This window comes from Devosia sp. Root413D1 (assembly GCF_001425235.1).
In the GTDB taxonomy this organism is placed as follows: Bacteria; Pseudomonadota; Alphaproteobacteria; order Rhizobiales; family Devosiaceae; genus Devosia_A.
Genome location: NZ_LMEA01000008.1, coordinates 633077 through 650124, shown reverse-complemented (window position 1 = coordinate 650124; position 17048 = coordinate 633077). Strand labels below are relative to the sequence as shown.

General features: G+C 64.7%; 16 protein-coding genes. 8 read left to right on the top strand and 8 right to left on the bottom strand.

Going from position 1 to position 17048, the window contains the following annotated elements; genetic code table 11:
* Window positions 1–69 precede the first annotated feature (69 nt).
* Together ASC89_RS11635 and ASC89_RS11630 are read left to right on the top strand one after the other, a co-directional pair.
* Window positions 70–813: an SDR family oxidoreductase gene (locus tag ASC89_RS11635; RefSeq protein WP_055879008.1), complete on the top strand. Its 744-nt coding sequence runs from the start codon at window positions 70–72 to the stop codon at window positions 811–813.
* A gap of 155 nt (window positions 814–968) precedes the next feature.
* Window positions 969–1631, top strand: coding sequence for an outer membrane protein (locus ASC89_RS11630; protein ID WP_055997807.1), 663 nt, complete (start codon window positions 969–971; stop codon window positions 1629–1631).
* Between the two features lie 54 nt (window positions 1632–1685).
* Here the strand turns inward: ASC89_RS11630 and nagA are convergent, their stop codons facing one another.
* The 3 genes from nagA to ASC89_RS11615 form a co-directional block, all read right to left on the bottom strand.
* Window positions 1686–2843, bottom strand: a complete 1158-nt coding sequence (gene nagA, locus ASC89_RS11625) for an N-acetylglucosamine-6-phosphate deacetylase (protein ID WP_055997804.1) — start codon at window positions 2841–2843, stop codon at window positions 1686–1688.
* A 177-nt stretch (window positions 2844–3020) separates the two neighbouring features.
* Window positions 3021–4031: an SIS domain-containing protein gene (locus ASC89_RS11620; protein ID WP_055998053.1), complete on the bottom strand. Its 1011-nt coding sequence runs from the start codon at window positions 4029–4031 to the stop codon at window positions 3021–3023.
* Window positions 4032–4079: 48 nt separating this feature from the next.
* The gene (locus ASC89_RS11615; protein ID WP_055879013.1) at window positions 4080–4844 is read right to left on the bottom strand and encodes a GntR family transcriptional regulator; all 765 of its coding nucleotides are present in this window, start codon (window positions 4842–4844) and stop codon (window positions 4080–4082) included.
* Between the two features lie 244 nt (window positions 4845–5088).
* Between ASC89_RS11615 and ASC89_RS11610 the strand changes: the two genes are divergently transcribed.
* From ASC89_RS11610 to ASC89_RS11595, 4 genes are all read left to right on the top strand, one after another.
* On the top strand, window positions 5089–6375 hold the full coding sequence (locus tag ASC89_RS11610) for a neutral/alkaline non-lysosomal ceramidase N-terminal domain-containing protein (protein WP_055997801.1): 1287 nt from the start codon (window positions 5089–5091) through the stop codon (window positions 6373–6375).
* A 178-nt stretch (window positions 6376–6553) separates the two neighbouring features.
* Complete coding sequence (locus tag ASC89_RS11605; RefSeq protein WP_055997798.1) at window positions 6554–7603, top strand: Gfo/Idh/MocA family protein; 1050 nt, start codon at window positions 6554–6556, stop codon at window positions 7601–7603.
* A 78-nt stretch (window positions 7604–7681) separates the two neighbouring features.
* Complete coding sequence (locus tag ASC89_RS11600; protein WP_055997795.1) at window positions 7682–8503, top strand: amidohydrolase; 822 nt, start codon at window positions 7682–7684, stop codon at window positions 8501–8503.
* Window positions 8504–8864: 361 nt separating this feature from the next.
* Window positions 8865–10406, top strand: coding sequence for a tryptophan halogenase family protein (locus ASC89_RS11595; RefSeq protein WP_055997792.1), 1542 nt, complete (start codon window positions 8865–8867; stop codon window positions 10404–10406).
* A gap of 211 nt (window positions 10407–10617) precedes the next feature.
* Here ASC89_RS11595 and ASC89_RS11590 read toward each other — a convergent pair whose 3' ends face one another.
* Window positions 10618–11010 carry a DUF3224 domain-containing protein gene (locus tag ASC89_RS11590; RefSeq protein ID WP_055997789.1) on the bottom strand — a complete coding sequence of 131 codons (393 nt, stop codon included), beginning with the start codon at window positions 11008–11010 and terminating at the stop codon, window positions 10618–10620.
* 82 nt (window positions 11011–11092) lie between these two features.
* On the opposite strand from ASC89_RS11590, the gene ASC89_RS11585 reads away from it, so the two are divergent.
* Both ASC89_RS11585 and ASC89_RS11580 read left to right on the top strand, forming a co-directional pair.
* The gene (locus ASC89_RS11585; RefSeq protein WP_055997786.1) at window positions 11093–11416 is read left to right on the top strand and encodes a hypothetical protein; all 324 of its coding nucleotides are present in this window, start codon (window positions 11093–11095) and stop codon (window positions 11414–11416) included.
* Between the two features lie 3 nt (window positions 11417–11419).
* The gene (locus ASC89_RS11580) at window positions 11420–12247 is read left to right on the top strand and encodes a helix-turn-helix domain-containing protein (RefSeq protein WP_055997783.1); all 828 of its coding nucleotides are present in this window, start codon (window positions 11420–11422) and stop codon (window positions 12245–12247) included.
* 151 nt (window positions 12248–12398) lie between these two features.
* Here the strand turns inward: ASC89_RS11580 and ASC89_RS11575 are convergent, their stop codons facing one another.
* From ASC89_RS11575 to ASC89_RS11560, 4 genes are all read right to left on the bottom strand, one after another.
* Window positions 12399–12830 carry a CBS domain-containing protein gene (locus tag ASC89_RS11575; protein WP_055879036.1) on the bottom strand — a complete coding sequence of 144 codons (432 nt, stop codon included), beginning with the start codon at window positions 12828–12830 and terminating at the stop codon, window positions 12399–12401.
* A 102-nt stretch (window positions 12831–12932) separates the two neighbouring features.
* Window positions 12933–13796 (bottom strand): aminoglycoside phosphotransferase family protein, encoded by an 864-nt coding sequence (locus ASC89_RS11570; RefSeq protein ID WP_055997780.1) that lies wholly within the window; start codon window positions 13794–13796, stop codon window positions 12933–12935.
* Window positions 13797–13976: 180 nt separating this feature from the next.
* Window positions 13977–15347: an alpha-glucosidase/alpha-galactosidase gene (locus tag ASC89_RS11565; RefSeq protein ID WP_156384582.1), complete on the bottom strand. Its 1371-nt coding sequence runs from the start codon at window positions 15345–15347 to the stop codon at window positions 13977–13979.
* Window positions 15348–15374: 27 nt separating this feature from the next.
* Window positions 15375–17045, bottom strand: a complete 1671-nt coding sequence (locus ASC89_RS11560; RefSeq protein WP_082533307.1) for an ABC transporter ATP-binding protein — start codon at window positions 17043–17045, stop codon at window positions 15375–15377.
* Window positions 17046–17048: the final 3 nt, after the last annotated feature.

Below are 17048 nucleotides of genomic sequence, written 5' to 3'. Positions count from 1 at the left end.
TAATGGCTGCCTTGCCTATGCCGCAAGTCCTCGTCCATATGACGGCAACAAAGGGCGGGAAAGCGGAAAATGACAGACGGCAAGGTGGCGGTGGTGACCGGCGCGACCTCGGGTATCGGGCGCGCAACGGCAATCGGGCTGGGCAAGGCCGGGTATCGCGTGGCGATTCTGGGGCGACGCGAGGTCGAGCTCAAGGAGACGGCGCGGCTGAGTTCGGCGCAGTATAGTGGGGTTTGCGATGTCACCGACCCCGCAGCCGTGCACCGCTACTTCACCGACCTGAAGGCGAAGCTCGGCCGTGTGGACGTGGTGTTCAACAATGCCGGCCGGTTTGCGCCGCAGGCGAGCTTCGGCGACACCGATATCGGGACCTGGCAGGGCATGGTGGATGTGAACCTCAACGGCGCATTCTATGTGGCGCGCGAGGCATTCCGGGCGATGCGGGACCAGACGCCGCAGGGTGGCCGGATCATCAACAATGGCTCGATCTCGGCTTACGTGCCGCGGCCGGGCGCTGCCGCCTATACCGCCACCAAGCACGCGATCACCGGGTTGACCAAGGCGATCTCGCTGGATGGACGGGCCTTCAGCATTGCCTGCGGGCAGATCGACATCGGCAACACCGCCACCGACATGACCGCCAGGATGACCACCGGGTCACTGCAGGCCAACGGCACGATGGAGCCGGAACCGACCTTCGACGTGCAGCACGTGGTGGATGCGATTCTCTATATGAGCGGGCTGCCGCTCGAGGCGAATGTGCAGTTCATGACGGTCATGGCAACCACCATGCCGTATATTGGCCGCGGGTGATTCCGGCTGTCGGTGATGAGCTTCTGAAAGCTCGCTGCCCCGCGCCGCGAAGCGTGGCAAAAGTACGGCGCGAGTATGTTCGTCGCTTGACCCGTCGCGTCGACGCAACTTATGCTGACTCCACTATATTTCCTATGTTTTTGAGGATTTTCAGCATGAAGATTGCCCAGGTTCTGTTGCTCGGCGTTGCCGCAGCGACCATCTCCAGCGCTACCCAGGCGGCCGATCTGATCATCGAGGAGCCGGCGGTCATTGCCGCCACTTCTGCGGTCGATTGGTCCGGTTTCTATGCCGGCGCACATATCGGGTACGGTTCCGGCACCATGTTCCTTGACGGCGTCATCATCGATCCCAGCGACGAAGAGCAGCCGGTCGACGGCTTCTTCGGCGGCGTGCAACTGGGCTATAATGTGCAGCTGGACACGGTGGTGTTCGGCGTGCAGACCGACCTGAGCCTCTCGGCGATCGCTTCAAATGAAGATGGCGGCGGTGCGGACGACACGGTTGACTGGCTCGGTTCTACCACTGCTCGCATCGGCCTCGCGCTCGATGGCGTGCTTCCCTACGTCAAGGCCGGTGTCGCCTATGGCGGCGGCACGGGCGATGCGGCCGGCGTCGAGGTCAGCAATACCCATATCGGCTGGACGGCCGGTGCCGGCGTCGAGATCGCCGTTGCCGACAATATCTCGGTGTTCGGCGAGTACGCCTATACCGACCTCGGAGCCGAGACCTACAGCTTCGGTGCCCCGGTGAATGCCGACGTCGATGTGTCGATGCAGCTTCACACCCTGAAGGCCGGCCTCAACTTCGGCTTCTGATTCGATGCGAGAGCGCTGAACGGGCCGCCCCTCGGGCGGCCGGTTTGTTTTTGATCAGGCGCTGTAGACCCTCTCGCCCCCAATCCAAGTCGAGCGCACCTTCAGGTCGTCGCTCAGGACTGCGAAGTCGCCGCGGGCGCCTTTGCTGAGGTGGCCGCGGTCGGCTTCGGCATGGATGGCGCGGGCCGGATAAAGGCTCGCCATGCGCAGGGCCTCGTCGAGCGGCACGCCGATGGTCTGGTGGACGTAGCGGATGGCGTCGATCATCGCGAGGTCGGCGCCGGCGAGGGTGCCGTCGGCGAGGCGCAGGGCGCCATCCTTCCTGTAGACGGTGCGGCCGGTGAGCTCGAACTCAGTCCAGTCGGTGCCGGTGATCGACATGGCGTCGGAGACGAGGAAAACCTGGCCCGGGCCACGCTTGGCGCGGAGTGCGATGCCGATCGAGGTCGGATGGACGTGAATGCCGTCGGCAATGAGGCCGGCATCGAGGCCCGGCAGGTCGAGCACGGCACCGACGACGCCCGGCTCGCGATTACCGATCTGGCTCTGGGCGTTGAACAGGTGGGTGGCCATCGATGCGCCGGCTGCCGCGGCAGCTGCAACCTGGACGTAGCTCGCATCGGAGTGGCCGATGCTGACGATGATGCCTGCCGCGGCGAGGCGGGAAATCTGTTCCGGGCCAACGGTTTCGGCGGCGACAGTAATGAGGAGAGTCGGGAGTGCGCGTTTGGCGGCGAGGAGCCGCTGCAGGTCGGCTTCGTCCATTGGGCGGATCAGCGCCGGATCGTGGGCGCCCTTGCGGGCGATGGAGAGGTGGGGGCCTTCGAGGTGGAGACCGAGGAAGCCGGGGACGTGCTGCTCCACCGCCGTGGCGCCGGCGGCGATGACGGCCTCGTTCTTGGGTACCGTATCGGTGATCAGGGTCGGCAGGCAGGCGGTGCAGCCAAACTGGGTCAGGGTCGCGCAGATGGTGCGGATGGCCTCGAGCGTCGGCGTGTCGTTGAGCAGCGCGCCGCCGGCGCCGTTGACCTGCAGGTCCAGAAAGCCGGGAACGATCATGGCACCGTCGGCCGGAACGCGAATGGCATCGGTGGGTGAATCCGCGGCGATGAGGCCCTCAACCTTGCCGTCAGCAACGACCAGCGCCATGTGGTCGTGCCATTCGGCGCCATCGAAGATGCGGGCTCCGGTGAAGGCTTGTTTGGTAGTCATGTGCTTTGCTCCTGCAGGTGCGAGCCTTGAGAGCCGGAGCAGGCTGACCCCCACTCCTGTCCCCTCCCCCCAACAGGGGGAGGGAGACGCTCTCACTAATACCGAGGTCGTCGTCTCCCTCCCCCTGTTGAGGGGGAGGGATCAAGGGTGGGGGTCAGCCCCCACTGGTGCTTCGGGTCATATGGTCTCCGTCACCTTCTTGAGGTGCGGCGGGCGGTCCGGATCGAAGCCACGGCGGCGGCTCAGCGCTTCGACGAAGCCGTAGAAGCTGACGATCAGCGCCAGGGCGTCGGTGATGGCGTGGCCGGAGGCGGCGAACGGCAGGCGTTCGGCGCTCTGGGCATTGACCGAGGTGATGAAGACGCGAGCGCCCTGCCCGGCCAGCCGTTCGGCGACTTCGGCAACGGAGGCTTCGGCGGCGTCGCGGGCAGCGAGTGCCAGCACCGGGAAGTGATGCTCGACAATGCGGGCCGGGCCGTGGATGACCTCGGCAGCGCTGTAGGCCTCGGCATGGATACCGCAGGTTTCCTTGAACTTCAGCGCCGCCTCGTTGGCGATGGCGAGCGCCGGGCCACGACCGAGGACATAGAGCGACTGGTGCTTGTCGAGCGCACCGAGCAGCGGCGACCAATCGCAGTGCACGGCCTCTTCGAGCACCTCAGGAAGCGATTCCAGAGCGGCCAGCAGCGCCTTGTCTTCCAACCAGTTTCCGACGAGGCCGAGGCCGGCGACGACCGAGGCGACGAAGGTCTTGGTGGCGGCCACCGACTTCTCCTCGCCGGAGCGGAGCGCGATGGTCTGGTCGGAAGCCTGGGCAAGCGGCGAGTCCGGGGTGTTGGTCAGCGCGAAGGTCAGCGCGCCGTTCTTTTTAGCCGACTGCGTCATGCCGACGATGTCGGGGCTTTTGCCTGACTGCGAGATGGCGATTGCCGCAGTGCCCTTGAGCTTCAGCTCGCGGCCATAGATCGAGTAGACCGAGGGGCCGACCGAGGCGACCGGCACGCCGGCGAGGAGCTCGATGGAGTACTTGAGGAACGACGAGGCGTGGTCGGAGGAGCCGCGTGCGATGGTGACGATGGCGGTGGGGTCGGCGGCGCGGAGCGCCTTGCCGGCGGCCGCGAAGTCGGCCTTGCCCTCCGAAAGCAGGCGGGCGATCGCCGACGGGGTCTCCTCGACTTCCTGGCGCATGTAGCTGGCGTTGGCGGCTGTGGTCACGGCATCACTCACGGTTTGCGATCATTTGCGGGCAGCTTCGCCGACTCTGAGCTCGGCGACAAAATCATAGGTGTCGCCGCGATAGACCGAGCGGGTCAATTCGACGACCTTGCCCGAAGGCAGGTAGGCGATGCGCTCGATATGGAGCGCGGCGGCGCCTACCGGGATCTCGAGGAGACGGGCATCGTTTTCCTCGAGATTGGCAGCGCGGATGCGCTGGATCGCACGCACCGGGCGGTTGCCGGTCTTGTCGAGATGCGAATAGAGCGACGAGCCGACGGAAGCTGGATCCGGCAAAGTCTCGGCGGACAAAGCCGCGCGCTCGATGGCCAGCGGCATATCGCCCGAGAGGCGGAGGCGCGCCACGCGGGCGACGCGATCGCCCGGCGAGAGGCCCAGAATCACCGTCTCGTCGGGCGATGGATCGTAGATGCCCCGATCGAGCCAGATGGCGCGCACGGCCATGCCGCGGCGCGCCATATCCTCGGTGAAAGAGGTGAGCTGGCTCAGTGATTGCTCGACCCGGCTCTGCTGTGGGGCAACGAAGGTGCCCGAGCCATGGCGCTGAATCAGCAGGCCGTCGCGCACCAGATGCTGCACGGCCTTGCGCACCGTGACACGGGAGACCTCGACCTTGGCGGCAAGGTCACGCTCGGACGGAAGCGCATCGCCGGGCTTGATGGCGCCACGCGCCACCGCGTCTTCGATCCAGCGTTTCAGCTGCAGATAGAGCGGACCACCCTGCGGCAGGATGATGGCTTCGGCGCTGAAAAGCTCGCTGGTCAAATTGTCTGTCCCGGACCAAACCACCGGGCAAATCGGCCCGGCGCGGGTATCGTCCCACATTCATCCCATAATACCAATAAAAGACCATTGACCAAGCGGTTTCTGCGCCGATGTCCCCGACTTGCTGTGAGATCGGTCCCACGCGGGGTTGCCGGCGGCCGGTTATGCGTGAGGCTTCTCGACAAGTGGTATGTTTTTGGCATTAATGCCAAACCCGTGGGAACTCGATTGGAGTGTGGTCGGAATGCCGGAACCATCGCCGCTGCTGGCGGGAGCCTCGATCATCGATATCACGCCGCCGGCCGGGCTGATGATGTCCGGCTACGCAGCCCGCACGCAACCGGCGACCGGTAGCCACGATGCGCTGACGGCGCGGGCCATTGTCGTGGGCGATACGGCCATCGTCGTTGCCGATGTGATCGGCCTGCACGAGGAGAGCTGCGCGCGGATTCGCTCGCGTTGCGCACTACCCGACGACAGGGTGGCAGTGATCGCCACGCACACGCATGGTGGACCAGTGAGCATGGCTGGTCGCGGTGGCACGGCGTTCGACGCCGATTTTCTGACGCGGCTGGAAGACGGGTGCGTCGAGGCGATCGACCGGGCCGTGGCGGCGCAGCGGCCAGCAGTCCTTTCGGCCGGCCTGGGCGACAATCCCGGGATCGCCTTCAACCGGCGGCACGACGGCGGGGTCATCGACCCCACCCTGCCGGTGCTGCGGATCGACGGTGTCGATGGCAAGCCCATCGCCATCCTCACAGCACACGCCTGCCATCCGGTGGTGCTGGCGGCTTACAATCGGCAGTACACCGCCGACTTCCCGCACTATGTGCGCGAGGCACTGGAGGCCGCCTCCCCAGGGATCATCGCGGTGTTCCTGACCGGCTGCGCGGGTGACATCAGCACGGGACACTCGCCGCATTCGTCGATCAGCACAGTCCCCACAGCAGATCGCACCTATGCGGAGGCTGAACGGCTGGGCCGACGCATTGCTGCGAGCGCTTCGACAGCAAGGCTCAGGCCGTTGGCTGGCGGCGTTGCCGCTACGGCCACAGCGGTAACGCTCGATCTCGAGCGGAACGAGACGGCGCCCCTGCCCGTGCTGGCGGCCGAGTGGCGAGCCAAGGCGGCCGAGTCGGACCCGGCCTGGGCGACGCTCTATGAGTGCTGGGCGGACTGGGCCGGGACCGTCGCGCTGCGGCCGGCTGCGCCGTGGACCGGCAAGGTGACGGTGCTCGACTGGGCCGGGGTCCGGTTGAGCTTCTTGCCGGGGGAAATGTTTGCGCAGTCGGCGCTGAACGTGCGCGGCGACACGGCGCGCGTGCACTTCGTCAACAGCTTTGCCGATGGCGTACCCGGGTACATTCCGCCGGCGTCCGAATATCCGTTCGGCGGCTACGAAGTGCTCGAGGCGCACCGATATTATGGCTTGCCAGCGGCGTTTGCAGAGGGCTCGGCCGAGCGGCTCGAAGCCGCTGCGATCGAGCTGAATACCAGGCTGGACAGGGCCACAGGTTCGTCGGGCACATGAGCGGGCTCTACCGCCGAGTTGCCCGCAGGGTCATCCCCGCGAACGCGGGGATCTCGGTTTGCAGCGCGCGCCGAAAACAGAGGTTCCCGCTTTCGCGGGAATGACTCTGGGCATGATTGCAGGCCCGACCAAACGTTGCCCGGCTTGGCCGGGGAGATCAGGACTTGGAGTAGTTTGAATGAGCGTTCGTGTACTTGTGGCGGGCCTGGGCAATATGGGGCGGAGCCACGCGCTGGCCTATCACCGGCACCCGGGATTCGAGATCGTCGGGCTGGTGAACCGGCGGGCCCCGAAGCTCGAGCCGGAACTCGCTGGCTACCAGGTGCTGGCCGACTATCAGGCGGCGCTGCGGCAGCTGAAGCCGGACCTGGTGTCGATCAACACCTACACCGATACGCATGCCGACTACGCGGTGATGGCGCTGGAACAGGGCGCGCACGTGTTCGTCGAAAAGCCGCTGGCGATGACCGTGGCCGATGCCGAGCGGGTGGTCGCGGCGGCCAGGGCCAATGGGCGGAAGCTGGTAGTGGGCTACATCCTGAGGCACCACCCGAGCTGGATCCGCTTCATCGAGGAAGCGCGCAAGCTCGGGGGGCCATATGCATTCCGCTTGAACCTCAACCAGCAATCGAGCGGCGCCAACTGGCAGACGCACAAGACGCTGATGGAGACGACGTCGCCGATCGTCGACTGCGGCGTGCACTATGTCGACGTGATGTGCCAGATCACCGATGCGAGGCCGGTCGAGGTGCGCGGCATGGGGGTGCGGCTCTCCGATGAGATCGCCCCGGACATGTACAATTACGGCGCGCTGCAAGTGCTGTTCGAGGACGGCTCGCGCGGCTGGTACGAGGCGGCGTGGGGACCGATGGTTTCGGAGAACGCCTTCTTCATCAAGGACGTGATGACGCCGAACGGCGCGGTGTCGATCGTCATGGACCCGGGCGCCAAATCGGACGATCTCGATACGCACACGCGGACCGACCAGATTCGGGTGCACCGGGCGGCGCTCACGACGGACGGGAGCTTCGCCAATGCCGACGAGTACATTTCGATGCAGGGCGAGCCACACCACGATGCGCTCTGTGCCAGGGAGCAGGACTATGTATATCGCGCCATCGTCGAGGATATCGACCTGAGCCGGCACATGAATGACGCCGTGCAGTCGCTCAGGATCTGCATTGCAGCGGACGAAAGCATCCGGAGCGGGCTGGCGGTGAAGCTTTAGCCGAAAGACTGGCCTGTCGCGCCGGGTGCCGGCAGGCTAACTTCTCAGCTCAGATTCTCACTTCAAACGGCTGATTTCATGCGCATCGTCGATACGCACCTGCACCTGATCTATCCCGACAGGTTCTCCTATCCGTGGTTGGGCGGCGCGCCGGCGATCAACAAGCCCTGGCATGCGGAAAGCTACTGGGCCGAGGCAGCACCGCTCGGGATCGAGGCGGCGCTGCATATGGAGGTGGATGTCGCCGAACCGCAGATTGCGGCGGAAACGGAGTTCGTGCTTGGGCTCGACCGAGTTATCGGGGCGATCGCTAACGGGAGACCGGAGCATGCGGATCTCGAACGGCATCTCGAAAAGATGCGAGAGCTGGGGCGGGTGAAAGGCATCCGACGGTTGCTGCAGGGCCAGCCTGCCGAGTTGAGCCAGACGCAGACCTTCATCGACAACATCCGGCTCTTGCCGCGCTACGACATGAACTTCGACATCTGCGTGAAATCGCATGAGCTGATGCTGGCGCCGCCGCTGATCGAGGCGTGCCCTCAGACACAGTTCGTGCTCGATCACTGCGGCAACCCCAAAATCGCCGAGCGCGAATGGGAGAGCTGGACCACGCGGATGGAGCGGATCGCCGAACTGCCGAACGTGGTGTGCAAGATTTCGGGCATCCTCGCCAATGTCGACGACACCTGGACGGTCGACCAGCTCCGACCGTATGTCGAGTTCGTCATCGAGACCTTTGGCTGGGATCGTGTGGTGTGGGGCAGCGACCATCCGGTAGTGACGCTGTTCGCCGATCTGACCAAATGGGTGAACGCGAGCCGGGAGATCGTCGCCGGCGCGAGCCAGGCGGAGCAGGAGAAGCTGTTCTCAGGCAATGCTGAGCGGGTCTATCGGCTGTAGTCGTTTTCTGCAAAATACTGTGATTTGACGGAGCTTTCGGCCCCATGCTCCAGTTCCTGCCGAGGAGACTATGACGCACGGCAGTCGAACGCTTGTCGAATACAGACATGGGCGCACGATACTCATCGCAGGACTTGTATTGATCGGTGTTTGCCTCTTCGCCGCGACCGCTTGGTTGTCGCTTTGCGTGCCGGTGGCGGTCGAGAACGAAGGCAGCCTGATCGAAGGACTTCACCAGCAACGGTAACGACTTGATGCTGCGCCATATCCGGACCTTAGTTTTCCGGACTTTCCCTCCTCGTTCGCCCCTTGCCGCCCTGCCCTACATCGCGTTTCCTCCCGGTCAGGGAGGACTGGGATCATGGCGGGGCAACCGCATTTCGTTATCGTGGGGGGCGGCACCGCTGGGTGGATCGCCGCCTTCATCATCCAGGACTCGATCAAGCGGCTGAAGCTCGATGCGAAGCTCAGCGTGGTCGAGTCGTCCAAGATCCCGACCGTGGGGGTGGGCGAGGCAACGACCGCAGCCTTCCATGTGTTCCTGACGCATTTCGGCATCGATATCTTTGAGTTCTTCCGGAAGACCGAGGCCACCTACAAGCTGGGTATCCGGCACGAGGACTGGCGGCGGAAGGGATTCACCTACTACGGGCCGATCGATGATCCGCATGCGGTGGTGCGGCCGCCGCCGGGGGCGCCGTCAGACTACCTCAACGTCTATGCGGTGTCGGTGAACGAGCCGGTGCAGGACATGCGTCTGTTCGGTCCGCTGCTGAAGCAGAAGAAGGCGCCGTGGACGAAGAAGGCCGACGGGTCACTCATCCCGCTCGGACCGTTCCTGCCGGCCTATCACTTCGACCAGTCGCTGGTGGGCAAGTTTCTCAAGGAGAAATCTCAGGGCGTCGAGATCGTCGACAACGTGTTGACAGGAGTGGAGCGGAACGGCGAGACGGGCGACGTCACGGCGCTGGTGTTCGAAGACGGACAGAAACTCGAGGGCGATTTCTTCATCGACGCGACCGGGTTCCGCAAGCGCCTGATCGTCGGCGAGATGCAGGCGCCGTGGATTTCGTACCAGCGCGAACTGCCGGTGAACCGGGCCCTGCCCTTCTGGCTGCCGGTGGAGCCGGGCGAGGAGATCGCCAATTACACCCGCGCCTGGGCGCAGGAAGCGGGTTGGATGTGGCAGATCCCGACGCAGTACCGCTATGGCTGCGGTTACGTCTACTCGGATGAGTTCCGCACCCCCGACGAGGCGCATGCCGAGGTGGAACGGGTGCTGGGGCGCAAGATCGAGGTGCGCGGCGATATCCAGTTCAAGATCGGGCGGCTCGAGAAGGCGTGGATCAACAACGTGGTGGCGGTGGGGTTGAGCTCGAGCTTTCTCGAGCCGCTGGAATCGACCTCGATCCACGGCACGATCGTGCAGATGATGATGTTCGCCGGGCAATATCTGCGCGATCCCGCCCAGATGGGGCAGCCGTTGCGGGACGACTACAACCGCCGCGTCGGACGGCAGGTCGACGATTTCCGCACCTTCGTGAACACCCATTACATGACGGAACGGGACGATACGCCGTTCTGGCGCGAGGTGCGGGAGCACCGGATCCACCCCGAGACAAAGCAGCGGCTGGAGCGGTGGAAAACCGAAATGCCGCGGCGCGAGCACTTTGCGGACTATCTGTTCGGGCTGCCGCATGTGGAAACGCAGCTGCATTATCCGGTGCTGGACGGGCTTGGGCTGCTCGATCCCGCGGTGGCCAAGGCAGAGATGGCACGCGATCCGAAGCTCAGAAAATTCGCGCGGGAGACGCATGCGGGGCTGGTGAAGGAATACAAGCAGGCAGCCAGCAAGGCGCTGGGGCATACGGAATTCCTGGAGCTGGTTCGCGGGATGGGATGAGGTTGTCCGTTTCGTCCAGTGCATTGTCTTGGTGCAGGACCCAACGGCGTATTTGCCACCAGACAACGCCCCAAACTCGGTGTCATCCCAGCGAAAGCTGGGACCCCACGGCGAGGGGCTCCGCCCTCGTCCGGTTCACCCCCTGCGCTGGCGGATAGATGGGTCCCAGCTTTCGCTGGGATGACCAGCCGGTGGGTGGGGCAGACCGAGGCTACTTCAACTCGTAACTGAGTTCGTAGCGCACGGTCTTGTCGTGCTCGGCGGCGTAACTGCCCTGCCCCGTGATACCCTTCAGTTCGCCGGTGCCGGAGCTCTCGACGATCTGCCACTTGCTGGCGGCGACGCCGTTGGTCCAGTCGCCGACTTCGTAGATGATGAACTGGCCGGATTTGCCGTCGAGCGTGCCGTCCATGACCAGGTAGCCGGCATAGTGGCAGGTCTCGGTGGTGGGGTATTGCATCAGGTAGCGGCCGGGGCCGGTGGCTTCGATGGCGCCGTGCATGACGATATCGATCTTTGCCTCGCTCGATTTCAGCGGGGCGGCTTCGTGGTAGGGTTTTTCGTCCCAGTTGTTATGCAGAATCGTGCCCTTGGCGGTCTTCATTGGGGTTCTCCTTGCTTGGAGGGGGAATCTAGCGGAGTGACGCCATGTGGAATTGTAGTTTCGCGACAGAGGAGTTGAGCCGATGATCCTGCGCCAATGGTCGGCCCGTATTCGGACCGCGGACGAAGCGCGCTACGTGGCCTATATCGAGGAGACGGGAGCCGCCCACTACGCCGCCACCGACGGCAACCTCGGCTTCCAGATTCTCACCAGCGCCGAGGCCGACGGGATCAGCACCATCACGACGCTGAGCTGGTGGACCGATCTCGCGGCGGTGAAGCGCTTTGCCGGCGAGGATTACCAGCGGGCGCAGTACTATCCGGAGGATGATGCGTTCCTGGTGGAGCGGACCGAGTTCGTGCAGCACCACCTGGTGCGTGCGTCTGCGATGGGCGGCGTGCGCTGACTGATGCGACAGAGTGATCCCAGGCCGATCGATCCGGCGGTGAAGCCGGCGCGCGGGTTGCTGCACAAGCAGACCAGCTTCGAGCATTTCGAACTGACGCGGTTCGAGCCTTCGGATGACCTCGCCGACTGGGTCGAGCACCACTGGATGATCCTCTACGACCTCGGTGACCGCCCGCCGTACACCCAGCGCAACCTTAGCCACCCCAACCAGCACCTGGTGATCGACTCGCGGGGTGAGACCGGCATCTTCGGCGCGGCCACCGGTGTGTTCGAGACAACACTCACCGGTTCAGGCCGGGTGTTCGCAACGAAGTTCTGGCCGGGCGCGTTCCGGCCGTTCTTTGGGCGCGCGGTGAGTGCGCTGAGCGACACGTGGCTGCCGGTGGAGACGGTGTTCTCGCGGACGTCGGCCGCGATGCAGGAGGAATTCACCGGGCTCAACGACCCCGTCGCCATGGCCGAGCGGATGGAGGAACTGATTCAGGCGCAGTTGCCGGAACCGGACGAGAAGGTCGGGCTGGCGCGGCGGATCGTGACGTTCGCCGAGGCGAACCTGGAGCTCGTGTCTGCGGGCGAGCTCGCCGAGGCGTTCGGGCTGGGGCTCAGGGCACTGCAAAGATTGTTCGACGAGTATGTCGGGGTGTCGCCCAAATGGGTGATCGACCGATATCGCATGCTGGAGGCGGTGGAGGCACTGAACGCCGGAGGGGCGGAACCGCTGACCGAGCTGGCACACCGGCTGGGGTATTTCGACCAGGCGGCGTTCAACCATGCGTTCGAGAAGCTGACCGGGGCCGCGCCGGGAGTGTTTCGGGCGAGAGTTGATTGAGAGCTCACCGCGTGGGCCACCCCAACCCTTGCTCCCTCCCCACAAGGGGGAGGGAGACGAATGAACCGAGGCACCTCAGCCAGCGCCTCCCTCCCCTTATAGGGAGGGAATGAGGGTGGGGGTGGCCGCAATCACCGGCCGACATTCACTACTAGTGCTGGCTATGCATCCCGCCGGGTTCGGAGATCTCGTGCAGCGCGTGGGCGCTGGCGCGGCCACTGTCGGCGAGAGCGACGTCGCCCAGCGAGATCATGCCGATCAGGCGCTTTTCGCGGCTGAGGACCGGCAGGCGGCGAATCTTGAACTCGGCCATGTGGTCGGAGACGTCGGAGAGTTCCTCATCCTCGTAGCACCAGCGCGGGCTGGAGCTCATCACCTGGCGGACGCGGGTTTCGGGCCCCATCCCCTCCGCCACGGCGCGGATGCAGATGTCGCGGTCGGTGATCATGCCGACAAGGCGATCGTTCTCGCCGACTGGCATCGAACCGGCGTCGATCTCGCGCATGGTACGCGCGACGGAGCGGATGGTGTCATCGGGCGAGCAAAGCTCGACATCGGTGCTCATGCATTCGCTGACTTTCATGGCCGTTCTCCCTGTTACAGGACGGCGAGGCGCGCCGCCCCTGAAGAAGGGAAAATGCAGCAGGCGGCAGAGAGTTCAGCGCTGGGGTGAAACAGATTTCCCTCAGGCGGCGTCATAGGCGCTGAGCAACAGCGGCAGGATGCTGATCTGCTGGGTCACCGGGTTGCCGTCCTCGATGTCCCAGGCAGCACTGAGCGCGGCGTGGGCCGAGGCCCAGGCGAGCAGGTGGCGTCGCGCGATGCCGGTGCGGGCGGCGATGGCGCGGGAATGGCTCATGACGCGGGAGGCACTGATGACGAAGTCGTCGCCTTCCTCGGGGTTGAGGAAGCTGTTGGCGTAGTCATAGGCGGGATCGCCGACGAGGCCCTTGGGATCGATGGCGACCCAGCCACGAGCGCCGGAGACGATGTTGTCGTGGTGGATGTCACCGTGCAGCGGGATGGCGTCCATCGGCCTGTCGAACAGGTTGTAGGCGATGCCAGTGGCGCGGCCGACGAGGTCGCGGGCCTGGCGCGGCCAGGCGCCGGCGCCGACCCGAAATAGCGCTTCGAAGCGCTGGCGCAGCGGGGTGAGGTCGGCTGGTGGGGCCGCATCGCGCCGGGCGTGGAGCTTTTCGACCGTGTCGCAAAGGATCTCGGTGGCTTCGGCGTCACGACCAGCTCGAGCCACGTCGCCCAATGTCTCGCCGTCGGCCAGCTCCATCAGCACGGCGTCGCGGGCGAGGCCGTAGATGGCGGCGGCGCCGTTGCCGGCATACCAGACCAGGAGGCTGCCGCCGTTGCGCTCGTCCTCGCCGCTGCCGGGCTTCAGCAGCTTCAGCACGGCGGGCGGCTGGCCGGTGCGCTCGACGCGATAGACCAGGCTGGTCGCTGTCTCGGCGATCAGGGTCGGACGGGTCAGCGACCAGCGCGCCAGCGCGCGGCTGAGCATGGTGGCGTCGGGGGTGGGATTGAGCAGCGTAGCCATGCCCTCCCATTAGCCGAGAGGGGTAAAAAAGAAACCCCGCGGGATGCCGCGGGGCCAGGTCAGGGAGGAGAGGTTGTTTGTGGGACGGACCGTGGGATTGGCCGCCCACTCCACCAGCTTCGCTGGTCTCCCTCCCCCGCCACACGGGGGAGGATCATGGAGGGGACGGTGCGCTTGCCCTTACGCGACGCGCTGCTTCTTGGCGGGACGGGCCCAGGCCGGGATCCAGTCGCCGTGGGCGGCGAGGAGGTCGTCGGTGAGGTTCCAGATCTGCTCGAGGTCGAGCTCGGCGGCAGTGTGCGGATCCATCATCGCAGCGTGGTAGATGTGCTCCTTGTTCTCGGTCATCAGCGCCGCGACGGTGAGCTCCTGCACGTTGATATTGGTGCGGATGAGCGCCGTCAGCTGCGGCGGCAGGTCGCCGATATAGGTCGGCTGGATGCCTGAGGCATCGACAAGGCAGGGCACTTCGACGGCGGCGTTGTGCGGCAGGTTGGTGATGACGCCGTTGTTGCGCACGTTGCCGTAGATGACGCCCGGCTCACCGGTCCAGACCGAGTTGACGATCTCGGAGGCGTATTCCTTGGATTGCTTGACCTCGATGGTGTTGGCCTTGCGGTACTCGTCGGAAGTGGTCTTCCATTTGGCGATCTGCTCGACACAGCGCTTGGGGTACTCGTCGAGCGGGATGCCGAACTTCTCGATGATGTCCTCGCGGCCTTCCTTGATGAAATACGGAGTGTACTCGGCGAAGTGCTCGGAGCTCTCGGTGACGAAGTAGCCGAGGCGAGTCAGCATCTCGTAGCGCACCTTGTTGGGGCAGCGCGGGTTCCAGGTCGGCTTGGGCGCCCTGCCCTCGCGGTAGGCACGAACCAGGTCCGGGTAGAGATCGCGGTACGACCCGTCGGGCTGGCGATGCTCGAACTTCAGATAGAACGCCATGTGATTGATGCCGGCCGAGCGGTAGCGGATCTCGGAGTACGGGATCTCGAGATCGTGGGCCAATTCCATGGCGGTGCCCTGCACCGAATGGCAGAGGCCGACCTGCTTGATGGTCGGGTACTTCTCGGCGATGGCCCAGGTGTTGATGGCCATCGGGTTGACGTATTGCAGCATCACCGCTTCGGGGGCGACTTCCAGCATGTCCTCGCAGATCGACCACAAATGCGGCACGGTGCGCAGGCCGCGCATGATGCCGCCGACGCCCAGGGTGTCGGCGATGGTCTGACGCAGGTTGTACTTCTTGGGCACCTCGAAATCGACGACGGTCGAGGGCTCGTAGCCACCGATCTGGAAGCAGACGACGACGAAGTTGGTGCCATCAAGCGCTTCACGCTGGTTCGAGAAGGTCTTCACCGTGGCGGGAACGCCCAGGGTGTTCACCAGCTTGCCGGCGATGATGGCGCTTTCTTCGAGGCGCTGCGGGTTGATGTCCATCAGGCGGATCTCGGCGCCGGTGAGCGCCTCGCGCTGCAGGATGTCGCCGACGATGTTCTTCATGAACACGGACGAGCCGGCACCGATGAAGGTGATCTTGGGGTTAGCCATCAAAATGTCTCCGCTAGTATGGCTGGGCCTTTAGGCCGCGATTTCGAAGGCGGCTCGGACGAGCCGCGATGTGTATTCGGTCTTGGGGTTCTCAAGAACCTCGCTGACCGGCCCCTGTTCGACGATCTTGCCGTATTGCATGACCATCACCCGGTGGCACAGGGCTTTGACGACCTTGAGGTCGTGCGAAATGAACAGATAGCTCAGGCCCTTCTCCGCCTGGAGCTTGCGCAGCAGCTCGATGATCTGGGCCTGCACCGAGAGGTCGAGCGCCGAGGTCGGTTCGTCCAGCAGGATGAACTCAGGCTCGAGTGCGATGGCGCGCGCGATGGCGAGGCGCTGGCGCTGGCCGCCCGAGAACTCGTGCGGGAAGCGGTTGAGGATGGTGTCGGGCAGCCCGGCATCGCGCAGCGCCTGGCGGACCCGGTCACCGCGCTCGCGGGAGTTGCCGCCGAGACCGTTGACGATCAGGCCTTCCTCGATGATCTGGCGCACGCTCATGCGCGGGTTCAGCGAGGCGAACGGATCCTGGAAAACGATCTGCATGCGGCTGCGCAACGGCCGCATCGCTTTTCGGTCCTTGGTGTCGATGCGTTCGCCATCGAACAGGATCTCGCCTCCCTGGTTGCCGATCAGGCGGATCAGCGCCTGGCCAAAAGTGGTCTTGCCCGAGCCGGACTCGCCGACGAGGCCGAGGGTCTCGTGCTTCTTCAGGTTCAGCGACAGCTTGTCGACGGCAACCAGCTCGAAGAAATCCGGGCTGAAGAAGCCGCCGCGTTTCAGCGTGAAGGCCACCTTCACGTCCTTGCCCTCCAGCACCGTCGGCGAGTTGGCCTCGATCGGCCTGGCCGAGCCCTTGGGTTCGGAGGCGAGCAGATGCCGGGTGTAGCTGTGGCGCGGATTGGCGAACAGCGCCTCGGTGGTGTTGTGCTCCTGAACCTTGCCGTTCTGCATGACATAGACGTAGTCGGAGAACCGTTTGACGATGGTCAGGTCGTGGGTGATGAGGATCACCGCCATGCCGTATTTCGACTTCAGATCCTTGATGAGGTTGAGGATCTGGGCCTGCACGGTGACGTCGAGCGCGGTGGTCGGCTCGTCGGCGATCAGCACGTCGGGGCGGTTGGCGAGCGCCATGGCGATCATGACGCGCTGGCGCTGGCCGCCCGACATCTGGTGCGGATATTGGCGGAGCCGCGCTTCCGGCTCGGGGATCTGCACATCCTCCAGCAGTTGCCGGGCGCGCTTCATCGCTTCGGCACCCGAGATGCGGTTGTGCAGGTGGAGGATTTCGCAGAGCTGGGCACCGACGGTGTAGATCGGGTTCAGCGAGCTCATCGGCTCCTGGAAGATCATCGACATGTCGTTGCCGCGGAGCTTGCGCATCCCGGCATCGGGGAGCTTCAGGATGTCCTTGCCGCCGAGCGTAATGCGGGACTTGCCGCTGATCGTCGCGCGCCTGGTGAGGAGGCGCATCACGGTACGGGCGGTGACAGACTTGCCGGAGCCGCTCTCCCCCACCAGCGCGATAGTCTCGCCCTTGTGGAGCTGGAACGAGACATCGCGCACGGCATTGACGATACCGCCTTCGACCTTGAAATCGACCGCAATGTTGCGGGCGTCGAGGATCAGTTCGCGACCGTGACTGCCCAGGTCGTAGCGCTCGGGCGGAGAGAGATCATTGGTGTCGATGGTGCTCATCTC